The organism is Tabrizicola sp. (assembly GCF_022842145.1).
Lineage (GTDB): Bacteria > Pseudomonadota > Alphaproteobacteria > Rhodobacterales > Rhodobacteraceae > Tabrizicola.
Map to the genome: position 1 here is coordinate 522,575 of NZ_JALHQD010000003.1, position 16,365 is coordinate 538,939.

At 65.9% G+C, this 16,365-nt stretch carries 13 protein-coding genes; 7 read left to right on the plus strand and 6 right to left on the minus strand.

The window, feature by feature from the left end:
* Positions 1–110 precede the first annotated feature (110 nt).
* From Q0C42_RS10740 to Q0C42_RS10760, 5 genes are read right to left on the minus strand one after another with little or no spacing between them, the layout of a single operon-like run.
* Entirely contained in the window at positions 111–1,388 is a 1,278-nt protein-coding gene (locus Q0C42_RS10740; protein WP_295075118.1) for an amidohydrolase family protein, read from the minus strand.
* A gap of 1 nt (position 1,389) precedes the next feature.
* Positions 1,390–2,337 (minus strand): ABC transporter permease, encoded by a 948-nt coding sequence (locus tag Q0C42_RS10745; protein ID WP_295075120.1) that lies wholly within the window; start codon positions 2,335–2,337, stop codon positions 1,390–1,392.
* A complete protein-coding gene (locus Q0C42_RS10750) occupies positions 2,334–3,377 on the minus strand; it encodes an ABC transporter permease (protein WP_295075123.1) in 1,044 nt (347 codons plus the stop codon). The genes Q0C42_RS10745 and Q0C42_RS10750 overlap by 4 nt, the downstream gene beginning before the upstream one ends.
* The gene (locus tag Q0C42_RS10755; RefSeq protein ID WP_295075126.1) at positions 3,367–4,902 is read right to left on the minus strand and encodes an ABC transporter ATP-binding protein; all 1,536 of its coding nucleotides are present in this window, start codon (positions 4,900–4,902) and stop codon (positions 3,367–3,369) included. The genes Q0C42_RS10750 and Q0C42_RS10755 overlap by 11 nt, the downstream gene beginning before the upstream one ends.
* A complete protein-coding gene (locus tag Q0C42_RS10760) occupies positions 4,899–5,912 on the minus strand; it encodes a BMP family protein (RefSeq protein ID WP_295075129.1) in 1,014 nt (337 codons plus the stop codon). Before Q0C42_RS10760 ends, Q0C42_RS10755 begins: the two co-directional genes overlap by 4 nt.
* 278 nt (positions 5,913–6,190) lie before the next feature.
* Between Q0C42_RS10760 and Q0C42_RS10765 the strand changes: the two genes are divergently transcribed.
* Together Q0C42_RS10765 and Q0C42_RS21630 are read left to right on the plus strand one after the other, a co-directional pair.
* Entirely contained in the window at positions 6,191–6,946 is a 756-nt protein-coding gene (locus Q0C42_RS10765; RefSeq protein ID WP_295075132.1) for an inositol monophosphatase family protein, read from the plus strand.
* A gap of 128 nt (positions 6,947–7,074) precedes the next feature.
* Complete coding sequence (locus Q0C42_RS21630; RefSeq protein WP_367115729.1) at positions 7,075–9,045, plus strand: aminotransferase class V-fold PLP-dependent enzyme; 1,971 nt, start codon at positions 7,075–7,077, stop codon at positions 9,043–9,045.
* Between the two features lie 69 nt (positions 9,046–9,114).
* Here the strand turns inward: Q0C42_RS21630 and Q0C42_RS10780 are convergent, their stop codons facing one another.
* Positions 9,115–9,885, minus strand: a complete 771-nt coding sequence (locus tag Q0C42_RS10780; protein ID WP_295075136.1) for an HpcH/HpaI aldolase/citrate lyase family protein — start codon at positions 9,883–9,885, stop codon at positions 9,115–9,117.
* 171 nt (positions 9,886–10,056) lie between these two features.
* Here Q0C42_RS10780 and Q0C42_RS10785 point away from each other — a divergent pair, with 171 nt between their 5' ends.
* The 5 genes from Q0C42_RS10785 to Q0C42_RS10805 are packed head-to-tail and all read left to right on the plus strand — an operon-like array spanning position 10,057 to position 16,269.
* A complete protein-coding gene (locus tag Q0C42_RS10785) occupies positions 10,057–11,058 on the plus strand; it encodes a Gfo/Idh/MocA family oxidoreductase (RefSeq protein ID WP_295075139.1) in 1,002 nt (333 codons plus the stop codon).
* Positions 11,055–12,626 carry an acyl CoA:acetate/3-ketoacid CoA transferase gene (locus tag Q0C42_RS10790; protein WP_295075142.1) on the plus strand — a complete coding sequence of 524 codons (1,572 nt, stop codon included), beginning with the start codon at positions 11,055–11,057 and terminating at the stop codon, positions 12,624–12,626. Before Q0C42_RS10785 ends, Q0C42_RS10790 begins: the two co-directional genes overlap by 4 nt.
* Positions 12,623–13,402 (plus strand): enoyl-CoA hydratase/isomerase family protein, encoded by a 780-nt coding sequence (locus tag Q0C42_RS10795; protein WP_295075145.1) that lies wholly within the window; start codon positions 12,623–12,625, stop codon positions 13,400–13,402. The genes Q0C42_RS10790 and Q0C42_RS10795 overlap by 4 nt, the downstream gene beginning before the upstream one ends.
* A 1-nt stretch (position 13,403) precedes the next feature.
* On the plus strand, positions 13,404–14,984 hold the full coding sequence (locus tag Q0C42_RS10800; protein ID WP_295075148.1) for an aldehyde dehydrogenase family protein: 1,581 nt from the start codon (positions 13,404–13,406) through the stop codon (positions 14,982–14,984).
* A gap of 55 nt (positions 14,985–15,039) precedes the next feature.
* On the plus strand, positions 15,040–16,269 hold the full coding sequence (locus Q0C42_RS10805) for an ABC transporter substrate-binding protein (RefSeq protein WP_295075337.1): 1,230 nt from the start codon (positions 15,040–15,042) through the stop codon (positions 16,267–16,269).
* The last annotated feature ends 96 nt before the right edge of the window (positions 16,270–16,365 follow it).

The window sequence follows — 16,365 nt, forward strand, 5'->3', positions numbered from 1 at the left end:
GGCGTCAGACCGCATTGCAGCGGGGCTGTGCCCGATTTCAGGGCGCGGCGGAAAACTTCCAGCGAAACCGGGTGCCTGCGGGAAGGCAGCGCCGCCGAATCGCCTGGAGGTCAGCCGGGGCCGGGGAGTCGTCGGCGCACGCTTTGCGGGCGTCCGGCCAAGGAAAGTCGGGCGTCATTGCGGCGGCGCTCCGCGACAAGCTTGCCTTTGGACACAACCGCAAGACGATCCGGCCGCAGGCGCAAAGCCTCGGTCGGCGAACCCGCGTCCAGGACCACAAGGCTGGCAAGGCACCCTGGGCGCAAGCCGTAGTCCGGCAGGTTCATGATCCTGGCATTGGTTTCAGTGACCATCGTGAAACAGCGAGCCATTTCCGCGGGATGGGTCATCTGCGCGACGTGCAGCCCCATGAAGGCCACGTCCAGCATGTCCGCGGTGCCCAGGCTGTACCAGGGGTCCAGCACGCAGTCCTGCCCCCAGCCGACCGAGATGCCCATCGCCTGCATTTCCTTGACCCGCGTCAGGCCGCGACGCTTGGGGTAAGTGTCGTGGCGGCCCTGAAGCGTGATGTTGATCAAGGGGTTGGGAATTGCGGTCATGCCCGCTTCCGCGATCAGCGGCAGCAGTTTCGAGACATAGTAGTTGTCCATCGAATGCATGCTGGTGAGGTGGCTGCCCGCAGCCCTGCCACCCAGACCATGACGCGTCACCTCACGCGCCATTGTTTCCACATGGCGGCTCATCGGGTCGTCGGTCTCGTCGCAATGGACGTCCCACATCAGACCGCGTTCAGCCGCCATGCGGCCAAGGTCGCGCAGCGACTCGGCGCCTTCCTCCATCGTGCGTTCGAAATGCGGGATGCCGCCCACGACGTCGACGCCCATGTCCAGTGCGCGCAGGACGTTCTGGCGCCCGGTCTTCGTGCGGTAAAGTCCGTCCTGCGGGAAGGCCACCAGTTGCAGGTCTAGGTAGGGGGCCACGCGCCGCTTGACCTCCAGCATCGCCTCGACCCCGCGGAGGTGGTCGGGGGTGGTGTCCACGTGCGTCCGGATCGCCAGAAGGCCCATGCTGACCGCCCAGTCGCAATAGGTGACAGCCCGGTCGACGAGTTCCTCCACCGTGGCGATGTCGCGCAGCTCGCCCCAGAGGCTGATTCCTTCCAGAAGCGTGCCGGACGCATTAACGCGCGGCAAACCGAAGCTCAGCGTCGCATCCATATGAAAATGCGGGTCGACGAAGGGCGGCGACACCAGATCCCCGGTCGCGTCGATCACCTTGGCCGCTTCGGCGTCCAGCCTGCCCACGGCGGCGATCCGGTCGCCGGTGATGCCGATGTCGGCCACCGCCCCGTCCGGGAGGGTGCCGCCCTTGACCAGAAGATCGAACATGTCAGCGTTCCCCCTTGTTGTAAGGCACCATCAGCGAGGCAGGCACCTCGGCCCGGCGCGACATCAGGATCAGCGCCAGGATGGACAGGATGAAGGGCAGGGCGAGGAACAACTGGTAGGGCAGGACAGCCCCCAGTTCCGTCTGCTGCAACCGGATCTGCAGCGCGTCGAAGGCTGCAAACAGGATCGCCCCCAGCACCGCCTTGCCCGGTTTCCAGGCTCCGAAGACGACGAGGGCAATGCAGATCCAGCCGCGGCCGTTGACCATCTCGAAAAAGAAGCTGGAAAACGCCGACAGCGTCAGGAACGCGCCCCCGACGGCCATCAGCCCCGAGCCCATGATCACCGCACCCATCCGCAGGCCGGTCACCGAAAGCCCCTGCGCCTCCACCGCCGCCGGGTTTTCCCCCACCGCCCGCACCGCAAGGCCAAGCGGGGTGCGGTAAAGCGTGAAGGCGACGATCCCGGCCACGGCAAAGGCCGCCCATGTCAGCGCCGTCTGCGAGAAGATCGCCTCGCCCAGCCAGGGAAGGTCGCTGAGCAGCGGAATGTCCAGCGGCTGAAATGGCTCGATCTTCGGCGGGCTGGTCACTTCGGGGAGCATCAGCCGATAGGCGAAGGAGGCCGAGGCGGTGGCAAACAGCGTGACGCCCAGTCCGACGACGTGCTGAGACAGCCCGAACGGCACCGTCAGGGTGGAATGGAGCAGCCCGAACAGCATTCCCGCGCCCATCGCCACCGCGACCCCACCCCACAAGGGCATCCCCTGGTAGACCGCCATCCAGCCGGTGAAGGCCCCGATGACCATGATCCCCTCGATCCCCAGGTTGAGCACCCCGGCCCGTTCGCAGATAAGCTCCCCCATCGTCGCCAGGATCAGGGGCGAGGCGATGCGGATCACCGCCGCCCAGAAGCTGGCCGATATGAGGATGTCGATGATCTCGTTCATCCCCGCACCACCCGGACCTTTGACAGAAGGATCGCCAGCACCATGAAGAGAAGCGCCGTCGCCATCAGCATGTCGGCGATATAGGTCGGCACCCCCGCCGCCCGGCTCATCGCGTCGGACCCCACGAAGATCCCCGCCACGAAGATCGCGGTGACGACCACTCCCAAAGGATGGAGAAGCGCCAGCATCGCGACGATGATCCCGGTATAGCCGAACCCCGGCGACAGGTCGGATGACAGATGACCCTTCAGCCCGGCGACTTCGGACCACCCCGCCAGCGCCGCAAGGCCCCCCGACAGAAGCGCCGTCTTCACCAGCACCGCATTAACCGGCATCCCCGCGAACCGCGCCGCCTCGGGGTTCTGCCCCACGGCCCGGATTTCGAAACCCAGGGTCGTGCGGGTCTGGATCACCCAGACGATGATTGCTGCAAGGATGGCCAGGGCAAAGCCCCAGTGCAGCCGCAACCCCTCGACAAGGCGGGGCAGGCGGGCCTCGGGGATCAGCGGCGTCGACTTCGGCCAGCCCATCCCCATCGGGTCCTTCATCGGACCTTCCAGCAGATAGCTGACGAACAGGATCATGATGAAGTTGAGCAGGAGGGTGGTGACGACCTCGTCCACCCCCAGCCGCGTCTTCAGAAGGACGGGGCCCAGCAGCAGCGCCGCCCCCGCCAGCATTGCGGCCAGCGCGGAGAGCGGCAGGACCCAGGGGCTTCCCAGTGCTCCGGTCCCCAGCACGACCGCCATGATCGCCCCGGCATAAAGCTGCGCCTCGGCCCCGATGTTCCAAAGCTTTGCGCGGAAGGCCACAGCCACGGCCAGCCCCGTGAAGATCAGCGGCGTGGCCCGGTTCAGCGTCTCCAGCACCGCCAGTTTCGACCCCAGCGCGCCCGTCGCGATCTGGCCCAGCACCGCAAGGGGGTTTGCCCCCGCGATCAGCGCCAGTAGCATGGCGACCCCCAGCGTGGCCACCAACGCCAGCGCCGGCAGGCCCAACTGCCGCGCGGCCGAGGGATTGGCGATCGGTTCAAGCCGCATCTGCTTCCCCGAACCTTTGCCCGGCCATCCACAACCCCAATTCCGCCGCCGTCATCGTCCCGCGCGCGAACGCGGGCGATAGGCGACCTTGAGACATCACATGAATGACATCCGACAACCCCATGATTTCGTCCAGATCTTCCGAGATCAGAAGCACCGTCGCCCCCCGGTCCCGCGCCGCGATAAGCTGGCTTTGCACATAGGCGATCGCGCCCACGTCCAGGCCCCGGACCGGCTGGTTCGCCAGGATAACCCGAGGGCCGGGGGCCATCGCCCGCCCCAGGATCAGCTTTTGCATGTTTCCGCCGGACAGAAGCCGTATCCGTGTCTCCGGCCCCGGACACCGCACGTCGTAACCCTTGATGATGCCTTCGGCAAACTCCCGCGCCGCGCGCCAGTTCATCCAGCCCCGGTGGGAAAAGCGCGTCCGGTAGCCCTCCAGCACCGCGTTCTCGGTCAGGTCGAAATCGGCGATGCTGCCCTGGTGGTGCCGGTCTTCGGGGATCCGAGCGACCCCCCGCGCCAAGGCCTCGCCCGGCGACCAGCCGGCCACCGGGTGATCGCCCAGCACGATCTGCCCCGACGACGGCACCGACAACCCGCCCAGGATTTCTGCCAGCGCGGCCTGCCCGTTGCCCGACACGCCCGCAAGGCCCGTGATCTGCCCGGCCCGCAGGTCCAGCGTGACCGCCTTCAGCCCCGGGGCCGCACCGCGGTCCGGCGTCGACACCCGGTCCAGCTTCATCAGCACCGCGCCGGGGGCCCGCGCTTCGGCCCGGGGCAGCGACAGCTCTCCGCCGACCATCAGCGCCGCCAGCGCGCCCCGATCAGTTGCATGGGTGTCGACCTCGCCCACGACGCGGCCATGCCGCAGCACGACGCAACGGTCGGCAATCGCCATCACCTCATGCAGCTTGTGGCTGATGAAGATTACCGAAAGCCCTAGTGCCGTGGCTTTGCGCAGGGTGGCAAACAGCGCCTCGGCCTCTTGCGGGGTCAGGACCGCTGTTGGTTCGTCCAGGATCAGGATGCGGGCGTTGCGGTAAAGCGCCTTTAGGATCTCGACCCGCTGGCGTTCCCCGACCGACAGGCGACCGACCTTCGCATCGGGATGCACCGCCAGGCCGAAGTCGCGTGAAAGCTGCTCCACCTTCGCCCGTGCGCCCGAGACGCTGGGAGACCACAGCCCCTCGGTCCCCAGACGTATGTTGTCCAGCACCGTGAGATTGCCCGCCAGGGTGAAATGCTGGTGCACCATGCCCACCCCGGCCGACAGCGCCGCACGCGGGTTGCCGGGGGGCAAGGGCTGGCCGAACACCTCGACCACACCCTCGTCGGCCACATAATGGCCGAACAGGATGTTCATCAGCGTGGTCTTGCCAGCCCCGTTTTCCCCGAGCAGAGCCACGACTTCGCCGCGCCGCAATGTCAAGGACACCGCATTGTTGGCCTTCAGCGCGCCGAACCGCTTGGAAATGCGGTCGAGGCGGAGGACAACCTCCGCCTCCTCCTTCCCAAGGGTCACGACGACGCAGGTTCGCTGTCGTCGATGGCCACGGTAAAGCTGCCGTCCTTGATCGCGGCTTCCTTCTCGGCGACCAGCGCCATGACCTCGGCCGGGACCTTGCCCTCGAACGTGCCCAAAGGCGCCAGCGAGCAGCCCCCGACGTTCATGTAGGAATAGACCCCGTAGTTGTCGGCCTTGAAAGTCCCGCCCTGAATGGCCGCGACCGCTGCGTTCAGCGTCGGCTCAAAGTGCCACAGCGCGGACGTGACCACCGTGTCGGGATAATCGGCTTGCGTGTCGATCACGTTGCCGATCGCGAGCCCTCCGCGTTCCTTGGCCGCATCGCTGACGCCGAAGCGTTCGGCGTAAAGGAGGTCCGCCCCACCGTCGATCATCGCGAATGCCGTCTCCTTGGCCTTCGGCGGATCGAACCACGACCCGATGAAGCTGACCTGGAACTTCGCATCCGGTTTCACCTCGCGCACGCCGGCCATGAAGGCATGCATCAGACGGTTTACCTCGGGGATCGGGAAGCCGCCGACCATGCCGATGTTGCCTGCCGTCATGCCGCCCGCGACGATGCCGGACAGGTAGGCCGCGTCCTGGATGTAGTTGTCGAAGACCGCAAGGTTCGGGTTCGCCGCCGCGTCGGGCATGAAGGAGGACCCCATCAGGAAGGCCACGTCCGGGTATTCCGCTGCAACTTCGCGCGCCTCGGCCTCGGCTCCGAAGATCTCGCCCACGATCAGCTTGACGCCCGCCTCGCAGTATTCTCGCATCACGCGGGGGTAGTCGGTGTTGGCGACGTTCTCGGTGTAGGTGTAGTCCACCGTGCCCGCAGCCTTCAGCGCCTCGGCGGCGATGTGGATGCGGCTGACCCACTGCTGTTCGACCGGCACCGTATAGATGCCCGCCATCTTGATCGGCTCTTGCGCCCATGCCGCCAAAGGCAGGTTCGCCGCCGCCGTCGCGGCCACACCGCCCAGAAGCAGCCCGCGCCGCGATACCGTGAAGGTTCCCGTGGTCATTGTCTTTCCCATCCCCATGTTGCTGTCCGATTTTTACCAAGAGGTAAAACTCTTTCCCGATTCGGCACAAGCGGCACGCGCAGCCATCGGGCCAGTCGGTCTGCCGGATGCCCGGCAATAGGGCAGGGCGGACCCCGGATGCCTGCATTGCGGCACTTTATATGCCGTTGGCGCAAAGCCACCGCCCCTCCCGGCGCATCGCCACATGGCCGGAGGGCGGCCGCCAACGGTCAGCATTTCGACTATCCGGCGCGCGACGCCCTGCCTATGGTCGGGCGATGCTTGATACCCTCTCGCACATCCTGACCGAGGCTGGCGCTCAGGCGCTGGGCCTTTACGACACTCTTGATCAGCGGGTCGTATCCGCGAAGTCGCCGGGTGATTTCGTCTCGGATGCAGACCGGGCTGTCGAGATGACCCTCCGGCGGCTTCTGACCCGACATTTCCCTGGCGACGGTATCCTCGGCGAGGAAATGGGGGGCGCCGCCGATGGCCGGTTCTGGGCGGTCGATCCGATTGACGGCACCGCGAACTTTCTGTCGGGCCTGCCATTCTGGACCATTTCGCTTGGGCTGATGGATCAGGGGCGACCCGTCGCGGGCGGCGTCTTCGCGCCTGCTCTGGGTTTGATGGCCGTGGGAGAGGTGGCTGGCCCGATCGTAGAAACCGGCCTTGCCTTGGGTTCCCGCACCGCGGATCACCCCTGCATCGGCATCGGTCGCAACCCGCGCTGGCCCGCCGCTGACCGCCACGCCGTCGAGACCGCCATCGAAGCCGCCGGGCATGCTCCCCGGCTATTCGGCTCCTGCGCGCTTTCGCTGATGCTGGTCGCGACCGGGCGGCTTGGGGGCTATATCGAGCCGCGCGTCGGCGGCCTGTGGGACTGCGCCGGGGGGCTGGCGCTTTGCCGTGCGGCGGGCAAGCCTGCTTCCTTCCTGGTCCACCCGGATGGCACGGCAGACGTTCTGGCCGGCGCGGTCTTCGGCATTGCCAGGGCCGCGGGGTGGTGCGGGGAAATTCTTAAGGAATCCTGAACACCCGCGGCTAAACTATTGATAACTAGAAGGCTACCCGATTTGTCCACCGTGGGCAGTTCGCCCTCTTGCAGTGCCCGCCCCCCGCTGGCACTCTCGCGCCGGAAGGCCGGGGAGGGCCGCATCAGATGACGCGCAACACGACCGAAGGGGGCTACTTCCTCTACCATTCCATCGGGATCTATCCCGGCAAGGAGGAGGACCTTGCCCTGGCAATGGCCGAGTTCAGCCAAGTCTGGGCCGCCCCGAACGACAAGCAGTGGGGCTACGTCCTGCGCAAGCGACAGGACTTCATCGACCGCTGGCGGCGGCTGATCAATGTCCCGAAAGGGAGCCTGACCACGGTCGACAACGTGACCGAGGGGCTGCAGAAGATCCTGCGCGCGCTTCCCGAAGGGATGTTGCGCGGCAAGCGGGTCCTGGTGGCCGCCGACTGCTTTCCCTCGCTCCACTTCCTTCTCCAGGGTCTTGGTCCGAAAATGGGGTTCACCCTCACGACGGTCCCGCTCAGCGAGGGTCGTGCCTGGGTCGAGACCGAGGATTACCTGCGCCACTGGGGTCCGGATGTGGGCCTTGCCCTCTTGACCTGGGTCACTTCGATCGGATCGTCGAAGATGGACTACCCGGCTCTTGTCGCCCACGGGCGCGCGATGGGCAGCCTGATGGTGGCAGACATCACCCAAGGCGCGGGCCTGATGCCCTTTGACGCGCTGAACCCGAAGGTCGATTTCGTCGTCTCCACCAGCCTCAAATGGTTGTGCGGGACGCCCGGCGCCGGGATCCTTTATGCCGACAAGGACCTGATCCCGACCCTGACGCCGGAAGGCCGGGGCTGGTTCAGCCAGAACAACCCCTTCTCCTGGGACCTCGACAAGTTCGAATACGCGCCGGATGTCCGTCGCTTCGACACGGGCACGCCGGGGTCGGTCGCTGCCATCGCCTCGCTGCCCGCGATGGAGTGGTTCTCGAAACAGGATCTCCGCGATGTGGCCGCCCACAACCGCCGTCTGGTGGATCGGGTGATCGAGCGGGCGGACCGTCTGGACCTGCCGCTCCATTCTCCCCGGGACGCCGACAAACGCGGCGGCGCGGTCATGATCCGGATGCCGGACAGGGCCGAAGCCGCCGCCTGCGTCGGCGCGCTTGGGGTCGAGGGCTACTCGGTAGACGCCCGTGGCCCGATCCTGCGGATGTCGCCGGGTTTCGTGACCGAAGAACGCGCAGTCGATGCCGTCTTCGATATGGTCGCCGAGGTGATGGCCCGCCGCCGGCGGCGCTTTGCGGGGCAGGGAGAGCCGGCCAAAGGCGCGGCGGACGTGATGGCCGCTCTGGGCTCTGGCCTTGCCACCGGCGGTGTCAGGGTGGTCGACTTGACCGCGCAGTTGGGGCCGGACACACCGATCCTGCGCCTGCCCGAGGATATGGCGCGGAACACACCCAAGGTCGCCATCCACCGGATCAGCGAATACGACACTGACGGGCCGTTCTGGGCCTGGAACTGGCTGGAACTGGGCGAACACTCGGGCACCCATTTCGATGCGCCGCATCACTGGCTGTCGGGCAAGGATCACCCGGACGGTTTTACCGATACCCTGTCGGTCCAGCGGCTGATCGCGCCGGTGAATGTCATCGACTGTTCTGCGGAAGCCGCGGCCGACCCGGACTTCCTTCTGACCGCGGCTCATGTGAAGGCCTGGGAGGCGAAGCACGGCCAGATCGGACCCGGCGAATGGGTGCTGATGCGGACCGACTGGGACAAGCGGTCCGACGACGAAGAACTGTTCCTGAACGAGGACCCCGACCCCTATGAAGACGGCTCGCATTCCCCGGGTCCGTCGACGGATTGCATCGACTACCTTCTGGGCAAGGGGATCGTCGGCTGGGGCACCCAGTGCATCGGCACCGACGCAGGGATGGCGGCCAAGTTCAGCCCGCCGTTCCCGGCGCACAATTTCCTGCACCGGGACAACTGCTTTGGGCTGGCCAGCCTGTGCAACCTGGACCAGCTGCCGGCCAAGGGGGCAATCCTGATCGCGACGCCGCTCAAGATCAAGGACGGGACGGGATCGCCGGTCCGGGCGCTGGCCTTGGTGGGCTGAAGGAGCTTCGTTCGACGTCGTCTTCTCCTTGGGGTGGCCCGCGAGGAGTGACGAAGTCATCGACGAGCCTTACCCCGGATTGAACTTTCGCGCCCGCGCCCGCAATGCGCCGACAAAGGCGAGGACATCGATCCCCACGCCCACGAACCGGGCACCTGCCTGCACGCAATCGGCGATGAACGGGTCCACGGTGGACAGCACCCCGGCCGCCTTGCCCGAGGCAGAGATAAGGCGGATCGCATCCAGTACGGCGGCCTGGACCTCCGGGTGGCCGGGATTGCCGAGGTGGCCCATGTCGGCGGCCAGATCAGATGGCCCGATGAAGACGCAGTCGATGCCCGGAATCGCAAGGATCTCGGCCAGCTCCGCCAGACCCGCCCGGCTTTCGACCTGCAGGATCAGGCAGATCTGGTCATTGGCCGTGGTCAGGTAGTCCAGCACGGCCGAAAACCGCGAGGCGCGCGCTCCGGACGAGCCGACGCCCCGAATGCCATCGGGCGGATAACGCGTGGCAGCCAGGGCGCGCCGGGCCTGATCCGCGCTTTCGATCATCGGGATCAGCAGGCTTTGCGCCCCTGCATCCAGAATCTGCTTGATCCGTGCCGGATCGTCGTCGCGCAGCCGCACGACCGGAAGGCTGGGCGATGGCTCGATGACCGCAAGTTGCGCCAGGGTCGCCCTCAGATCGTTTGGCGCATGTTCTCCGTCGATCACCAGCCAGTCGAAGCCACAGGTCGCCGCCATTTCTGCCGGGTAGGGGCCCGCCATGCCAAGCCAGCAGCCATAAAGGGTTTCGCCCATTGCAAGGCGATGCTTCAGGCGGTTCAGGGGTGCAGGCATGTTATCCCTCGGCGATAATTCGTTGCCAAGCATATCGGACAAAGTCGCAGATGCCAGTAGCCTGCGCCCAGCATGCAGCTGCGGTCTGCTTGGTCGCGAGGAAAGGCACTTGACGCGATTTGGATCGTTCCATAAGGTTATTTGGAACGATCCAAAATACAATGGGGAATTATGCGCTGGGGGTTGATCGGGGCAAGCACAATTGCCGAGCAGCACATGATTGCGGCAATCCGCGCGACTGGGGGGGAAGTGCAGACAGTGGTCAGCACGTCACTTGAGCGGGCGCGGAGCTTTGCAAACGGGCACGGAATAGACCAGGCGGCGGATAATCTTGCGATCCTTCTGAACGACGCGTCGATCCAGGCAGTCTATATTTCCTCGACCAACGAAAAGCACAGGACCCAGGCGCTGGCCGCCATCGCGGCGGGCAAGCACGTCCTTTGCGAAAAGCCGCTTGCGATGACCGTGGCCGAGGCGGCTGAGATGGTCGGTGCGGCCGACGTGGCGAAAGTGGTGTTTGCGACCAACCACCACCTGCGCTGCTCAGGGTCGCATCGCGCAGTGCGCGACCTGATCAGGGCCGAGCGCATCGGCCGTGTCCTGTCGCTGCGGCTGTTCCATGCCGTACACCTGCCCGCAAATCTGCAGGGCTGGCGGATCAACGACGCGGCTGCGGGCGGCGGGGTGATCCCGGATATCACCGTGCATGACGCCGATGTCGCGCGCTTCCTCTTGGGCGAGGACCCGCTGGCCGTGGTGGCCCAGATGGGTGCCAGCGGAATGGGACAGGGGGTCGAGGACTCTGCCATGTCGGTCTGGACCATGCCTTCGGGCGCCATGGTCTCCAGCCATGAAAGCTTTACCCATCCGTTCGCAGGCTCGGGCCTCGAGGTGCACGGCACCCACGGCTCGATCATTGCGCGGGGGGTGATGACGCAGCTGCCGGTGGGTGAGGTGGAACTGGTGACGGCGGAAGGCCGCGAGGGAGTGCCTTTTTCGGCGCACAATCTTTATGTCCAGGGCGTGACTGACTTCCTCGCCGCCGTCGGAGGGACGGGCCAGCCCGCCGCCAGTGGCGCGGATGGCGTCGCCTCGCTGGCCGTTGCCCTGGCCGTGCGCGAGGCCGCACGGACCGGCATCCGGCAGGTGGTGGATTACGGGAGGGCGGCATGAGCAAGCTTGTCACAGCATCTGAGGCCGTGGCCCGCATCGCCGACAGAGCAGTGGTCACGGTGTCTTCCTCCTCGGCGCTGGGCTGCCCCGATCTGGTCCTGAAGGCCTTGGGTGACCGCTTCCGCTCCGAGGGCCACCCGCAGGCGATCACCACACTGCACCCCATTGCGGCGGGGGACATGTACGGCGTCAAGGGCATGGACTGGATCGCGCAGGACGGGCTTCTGGCGCGGGTGTTGGCGGGGTCCTACCCGTCGGGCTCCTCCAACCTCCCGATGCCCGAGATCTGGAAGATGATCGTCGAGGACCGGGTCGCGGCCTACAACGTGCCATCAGGCATCATGTTCGACATGCACCGCGAGGCTGCCGCCCGCCGACCGGGTGTGCTGACCAAGGTCGGGATGGATACTTTCGCGGACCCCATTCGCGAGGGGTGTTCGATGAACGCCCGCGGGGCCGCGGCGCCCATCGTGCACCGGGTGGAGTTCAACGGCGACACTTGGCTCCACTTCCCGAACATCCAGCCCGACGTCTGCATCCTGCGCGCGACAACAGCGGACGAGAACGGGAACCTGACCTACGAAAACGAAGGCGCCTATCTGGGCGGACTGGAGCAGGCCATCGCTGCACGGAACAACCGGGGGCTGGTGATCGCGCAGGTTTCCCGCCTGACCGCTAGGGGCAGCTTGCGGCCCCACGATGTGCGGGTGCCGGGGCATCTGGTCGACCTGATCGTCCTTGACCCTGACCAGAAGCAGACCTGCGAGACGCCCTATGATCCCGCGATCTCGGGCCAGATCATGCGGCCCTGGTCCAGCTTCAGCCTGGCCGAACAAGGCGTCGAAAAGGTCATCGCCCGCCGCGCCGCGATGGAGCTTCGGGGCGGCATGACGGCGAACCTCGGTTTCGGCATCAGCGCGATGGTGCCGCGCATCCTGCTTGAGGAAGGCCACCCCGAGGCCATCACCTGGGCGATCGAACAGGGCGCCGTGGGCGGCATGCCCTTGACCGGCTTCGCCTTCGGTTGTGCCTCGAACGCCTGGGGCTACATGCCCTCGCCGCAGCAGTTCATCTACTTCCAGGGCGCGGGCTTCGACCTGTCGTTCCTGTCCTTCATGGAGATCGACGTGGAGGGCAACGTCAACGTCTCCAAACTTGGCAAGAAGCCTTATCTGACGGCCGGTTGCGGCGGCTTCGTCGACATCACCTCGCATGCCCGCAAGATCGTCTTCTCAGGCTGGTTCGAAGCCGGGGCAGGGGTTTCCATCTCACCTTCCGGGCTGACCGTCGCCACCCCCGGCAGGTTCTGCAAGATGGTCGACAAGGTCGAGCATGTCACCTTCTCCGGCAACCGGGCCCGCCAACAGGGGCAAGAGGTGCTGTATGTCACCGAACGCTGCGTGATCCGACTGACCGGGAAGGGGCTGGTTGCGACGGAGGTCATGCCGGGGATCGATCCCGCCCGCGACATCATCGCCGCCTCCCAGGGCAGGGTCACTGTGGCCGAGAACGCCTCCACCATGTCCCTGTCACTTCTCGCAGAAGGCCCGATGGGGTGGCAACCATGACCACGCATACTCCCGACGTTCGCCTCCAGTTTGCAGGGCCGGTCGCAACGCTGACACTCGACCACCCGACGAAGCTCAACTGCTTCACCGTGGACATGCTGGCACAACTGGCAAGCCACCTGGAACTTGTCGAGGCCCGTCCAGAGGTCCGCGCGGTGATCGTCACGGCTGAGGGCGAGAAGGCATTCTGTTCCGGTGCAGATATCAACGCCTGGGGCAGCCTTTCCCCGGCCGAGTTCGCCCGCACCTGGGTGCGCGGCGGCCACCGCATCTTCGACCGCCTCGCGCGTCTGTCGAAACCCACCATCGCCGCGTTGAACGGTCATGCCTTCGGCGGAGGCCTCGAACTCGCTGCCGCATGCGATATCCGCCTGATTACGCCGGCAGCCACCATCGCACTGCCCGAGGCCAGCGTCGGCATCGTCCCCGGCTGGTCAGGTTCGCAACGCCTCGCCCGCCTCGTCCCGGAGGGGATGCTGAAGGAAATGGCTCTTTTTGGCCGCCGCATCCCCGCAGATCGCCTTCTCGCCTGCGGTTTTGTCGCCGAAGTGGTCCAGGACGTAAGCGCAGCAGCGCAGGAAATCGCCCAGAAAGCCGCCACCCTGTCGCCTCGCGCGACCGAGATCACCAAGGCGATGATCCACGCCGGACAAGGGGAGGACAGCGCGGCCCTGATCGAGGCGCTTGGGTCCGCCGCAATAGCCGCCAGTTCCGACCGGCAAGAAGGGGTCGCGGCCTTCCAGACGAAGCGCAAACCAGAATTCCCGGGGACCTGACATGCTTGACCTGACTGTGATCCCCGGCAGCGGCGCAACCCTTCCCGAGGTGCGCATCAACCGACACTTGATCGGCGGCGCGTTTAGCCCGTCCCTGGCTGGCCCCGTGTCCTCTGCCACCCCGTCCGAGGTGCCGGGTCAGACCCGGTACAGCGACACTGGATGGATCGATCGCATGTCACCGTCCCACGGCACCGTGGTCAGCCGCACGCCGATTGGAACGATCCAAACAGCAGAGGCGGCTATCGCCGCCGCCCGCGCCGCCTTTGACGATGGCCGCTGGAGCCAGCTTTCCGGGAAAGCTCGCGCGACCCTCTTGCTGAAAGTAGGCGACCTGATCGAAGCCAACGTGGACCGCATGGCCCTGATCGAGACGCTGGAATCCGGCAAGCCGATCACTCAGGCGCGCGGCGAGGTTTCCGGCGCCGCCGACCTGTGGCGCTACGCCGCGTCATTGGCACGTACTCTGCATGGCGACAGCCACAACTCGCTTGGCCCGGACATGCTGGCCGTGGTCCTCAAGGAGCCCGTCGGCGTCGTCAGCATCATCACGCCCTGGAACTTCCCGTTCTGGATTCTCTCTCAGAAGCTCCCGTTTGCCCTGGCCGCCGGCTGCACCTGCGTGGTCAAACCCTCCGAACTGACCCCGTCCACCACCGTCATCCTTGGCGAGCTTCTCATTGAGGCGGGCCTACCCGCCGGCGTGGTGAACATCGTCCTGGGCTATGGTCAACCCGTTGGCGCAACCCTTGCCTCGGACCCCCGCGTCGACATGGTGACGTTCACTGGCTCCACCGCTGTCGGGCGGGGCATCGCTGCGGCGGCTTCCGGCACGTTGAAGAAGGTCGCCCTGGAACTTGGTGGCAAGAACCCGCAAGTCATTTTCCCTGACGCTGACCTCGACACTGCCGCCGATGCCGTGGTCTTCGGCGTCTATTTCAACGTCGGCCAATGCTGCAACTCGGGCAGCCGGATCATCGTCCACGCCGACATCGCCGAGGTCTTCACGGCACGTGTGGTCGAATTGTCGAAACAGGTTGCCTTTGGCGATCCGCTGGATCCGGCCACCCAGGTCGGCGCCATCGTCAGCCGCGAGCATGGCGCGAAGATCGACGGCTACGTGACAGCCGCACGCAAGGCAGGGGCCACGGTCGCGCTGGGCGGGGAGGCACTGGATGTCCCTGGCCTTGGCCCGCAATTCTACCAACCGACCATCGTCACCAACGTCACTCCGGACATGGCCATCGCCCGGGAAGAGGTGTTCGGCCCGGTGCTCACTGTCCTTACCTTCCGCACGTTGGACGAAGCCCTGCACCTGGTGAACGACGCCGATTACGGCCTGTCGGCAGGCGTGTGGAGCGAGAACATCCACACCTGCATGACGTTCGCGCACCGGGCGCAGGCAGGCACCGTCTGGACCAACACCTGGATGGACGGCTTCCCCGAAGTGACTTTCGGCGGCGTCAAGCAATCGGGTCTCGGGCGCGAAATCGGCCGCCAGGGCCTGGATGAATTCATGGAAATCAAGTCGCTCGTCATGCGGATCGGCCGCACGCGGGCGCCTTGGGTAAGACCCCGCTGAAGCGGGCAAACGAAGCGCAAAACGGGAGGAAACCATGCGCCTTTTCGGAAAGACGATGACCGCAGCTGCGGCCCTTGTGATGTCGACCTCGATCACCTTCGCCGAGGACGTGGAGGTCCTGCACTGGTGGACCTCGGGCGGTGAGGCCGCCGCGTTGAACGTGCTGAAAGACAATCTCGGCACCGCCGGAACCGGCTGGGTCGACATGCCTGTCGCCGGGGGCGGTGGCGAGGCTGCCATGACCGCCCTTCGCGCCCGCGTCACCGCCGGCGACCCGCCGACCGCCGTGCAGATGCTGGGGTTCGACATCCTGGACTGGGCTGGCGAAGGCGCTTTGGCCGACCTGACCGCGACCGCGACCGCCGAGGGCTGGGACAAGGTCGTTCCCGCCGCACTGCAAGGCTTCTCGACCTCGGACGGCAAATGGGTCGCGGCCCCGGTCAACGTCCACTCGACCAACTGGGTCTGGATCAACAAGGCTGCCCTCGATGCTACTGGCCTTGCCGCGCCCACGACTTGGGATGAACTGGTGGCCGTCCTCGACAAGATGAAAGAGGCCGGGATTACCCCGCTTGGGCACGGTGGCCAGCCTTGGCAGGAAGCCACCGTGTTTGACGGGGTGGTTCTTGGCATGGGCGGCGATCTCTACAAGAAGGCCTTCATCGACCTCGACTCCGCAGCACTTGGCGGCCCGGAAATGGCCGAAGCCTTCAACCGCCTGATCAAGCTGCGCAGCTACGTGGATGACAACTTCTCGGGCCGCGACTGGAACCTCGCCTCTGCCATGGTGATCAACGGCGAAGCGGGCATGCAGATGATGGGCGACTGGGCCAAGGGCGAGTTCCTGAAGGCTGGCAAAGTCCCCGGCACTGACTTCGTCTGCATCCGCTTCCCTGGCACCCAAGGGTCGGTGACCTTCAACTCCGACCAGTTCGCGATGTTCAACCAGACCGACCCGGCCAAGCAGGAAGCCCAGGTCGCGATGGCCAAGGCGATCATGGACCCGGTGTTCCAGTCGGCGTTCAATGTGGTGAAGGGCTCGGTCCCGGCGCGTACCGACGTCTCGAACGAGGCCTTCGATGACTGCGGCAAGAAGGGCATGGCGGATCTGGCGGAAGCCTCGGGCGCTGGCACGCTCTTCGGCTCGATGGCGCATGGCCACGCGGCCCCGGCATCGGTGAAGAACGCGACCTATGACGTGATCACCGCGGCCTTCAACGGCGAATATGCTGACGGGGCAGCTGCTGCTGCCGCGCTGGCCGAAGCCGTTGCCGCCGCACAGTAACCGCCTGGAAGGGGGGCAGGCCATCTGCCCCCCGACCCAAATTCCTTAAGGAAGGAATCTGTCAAAATCCTTACCCAAGGATTTTGGCCCCTGGAT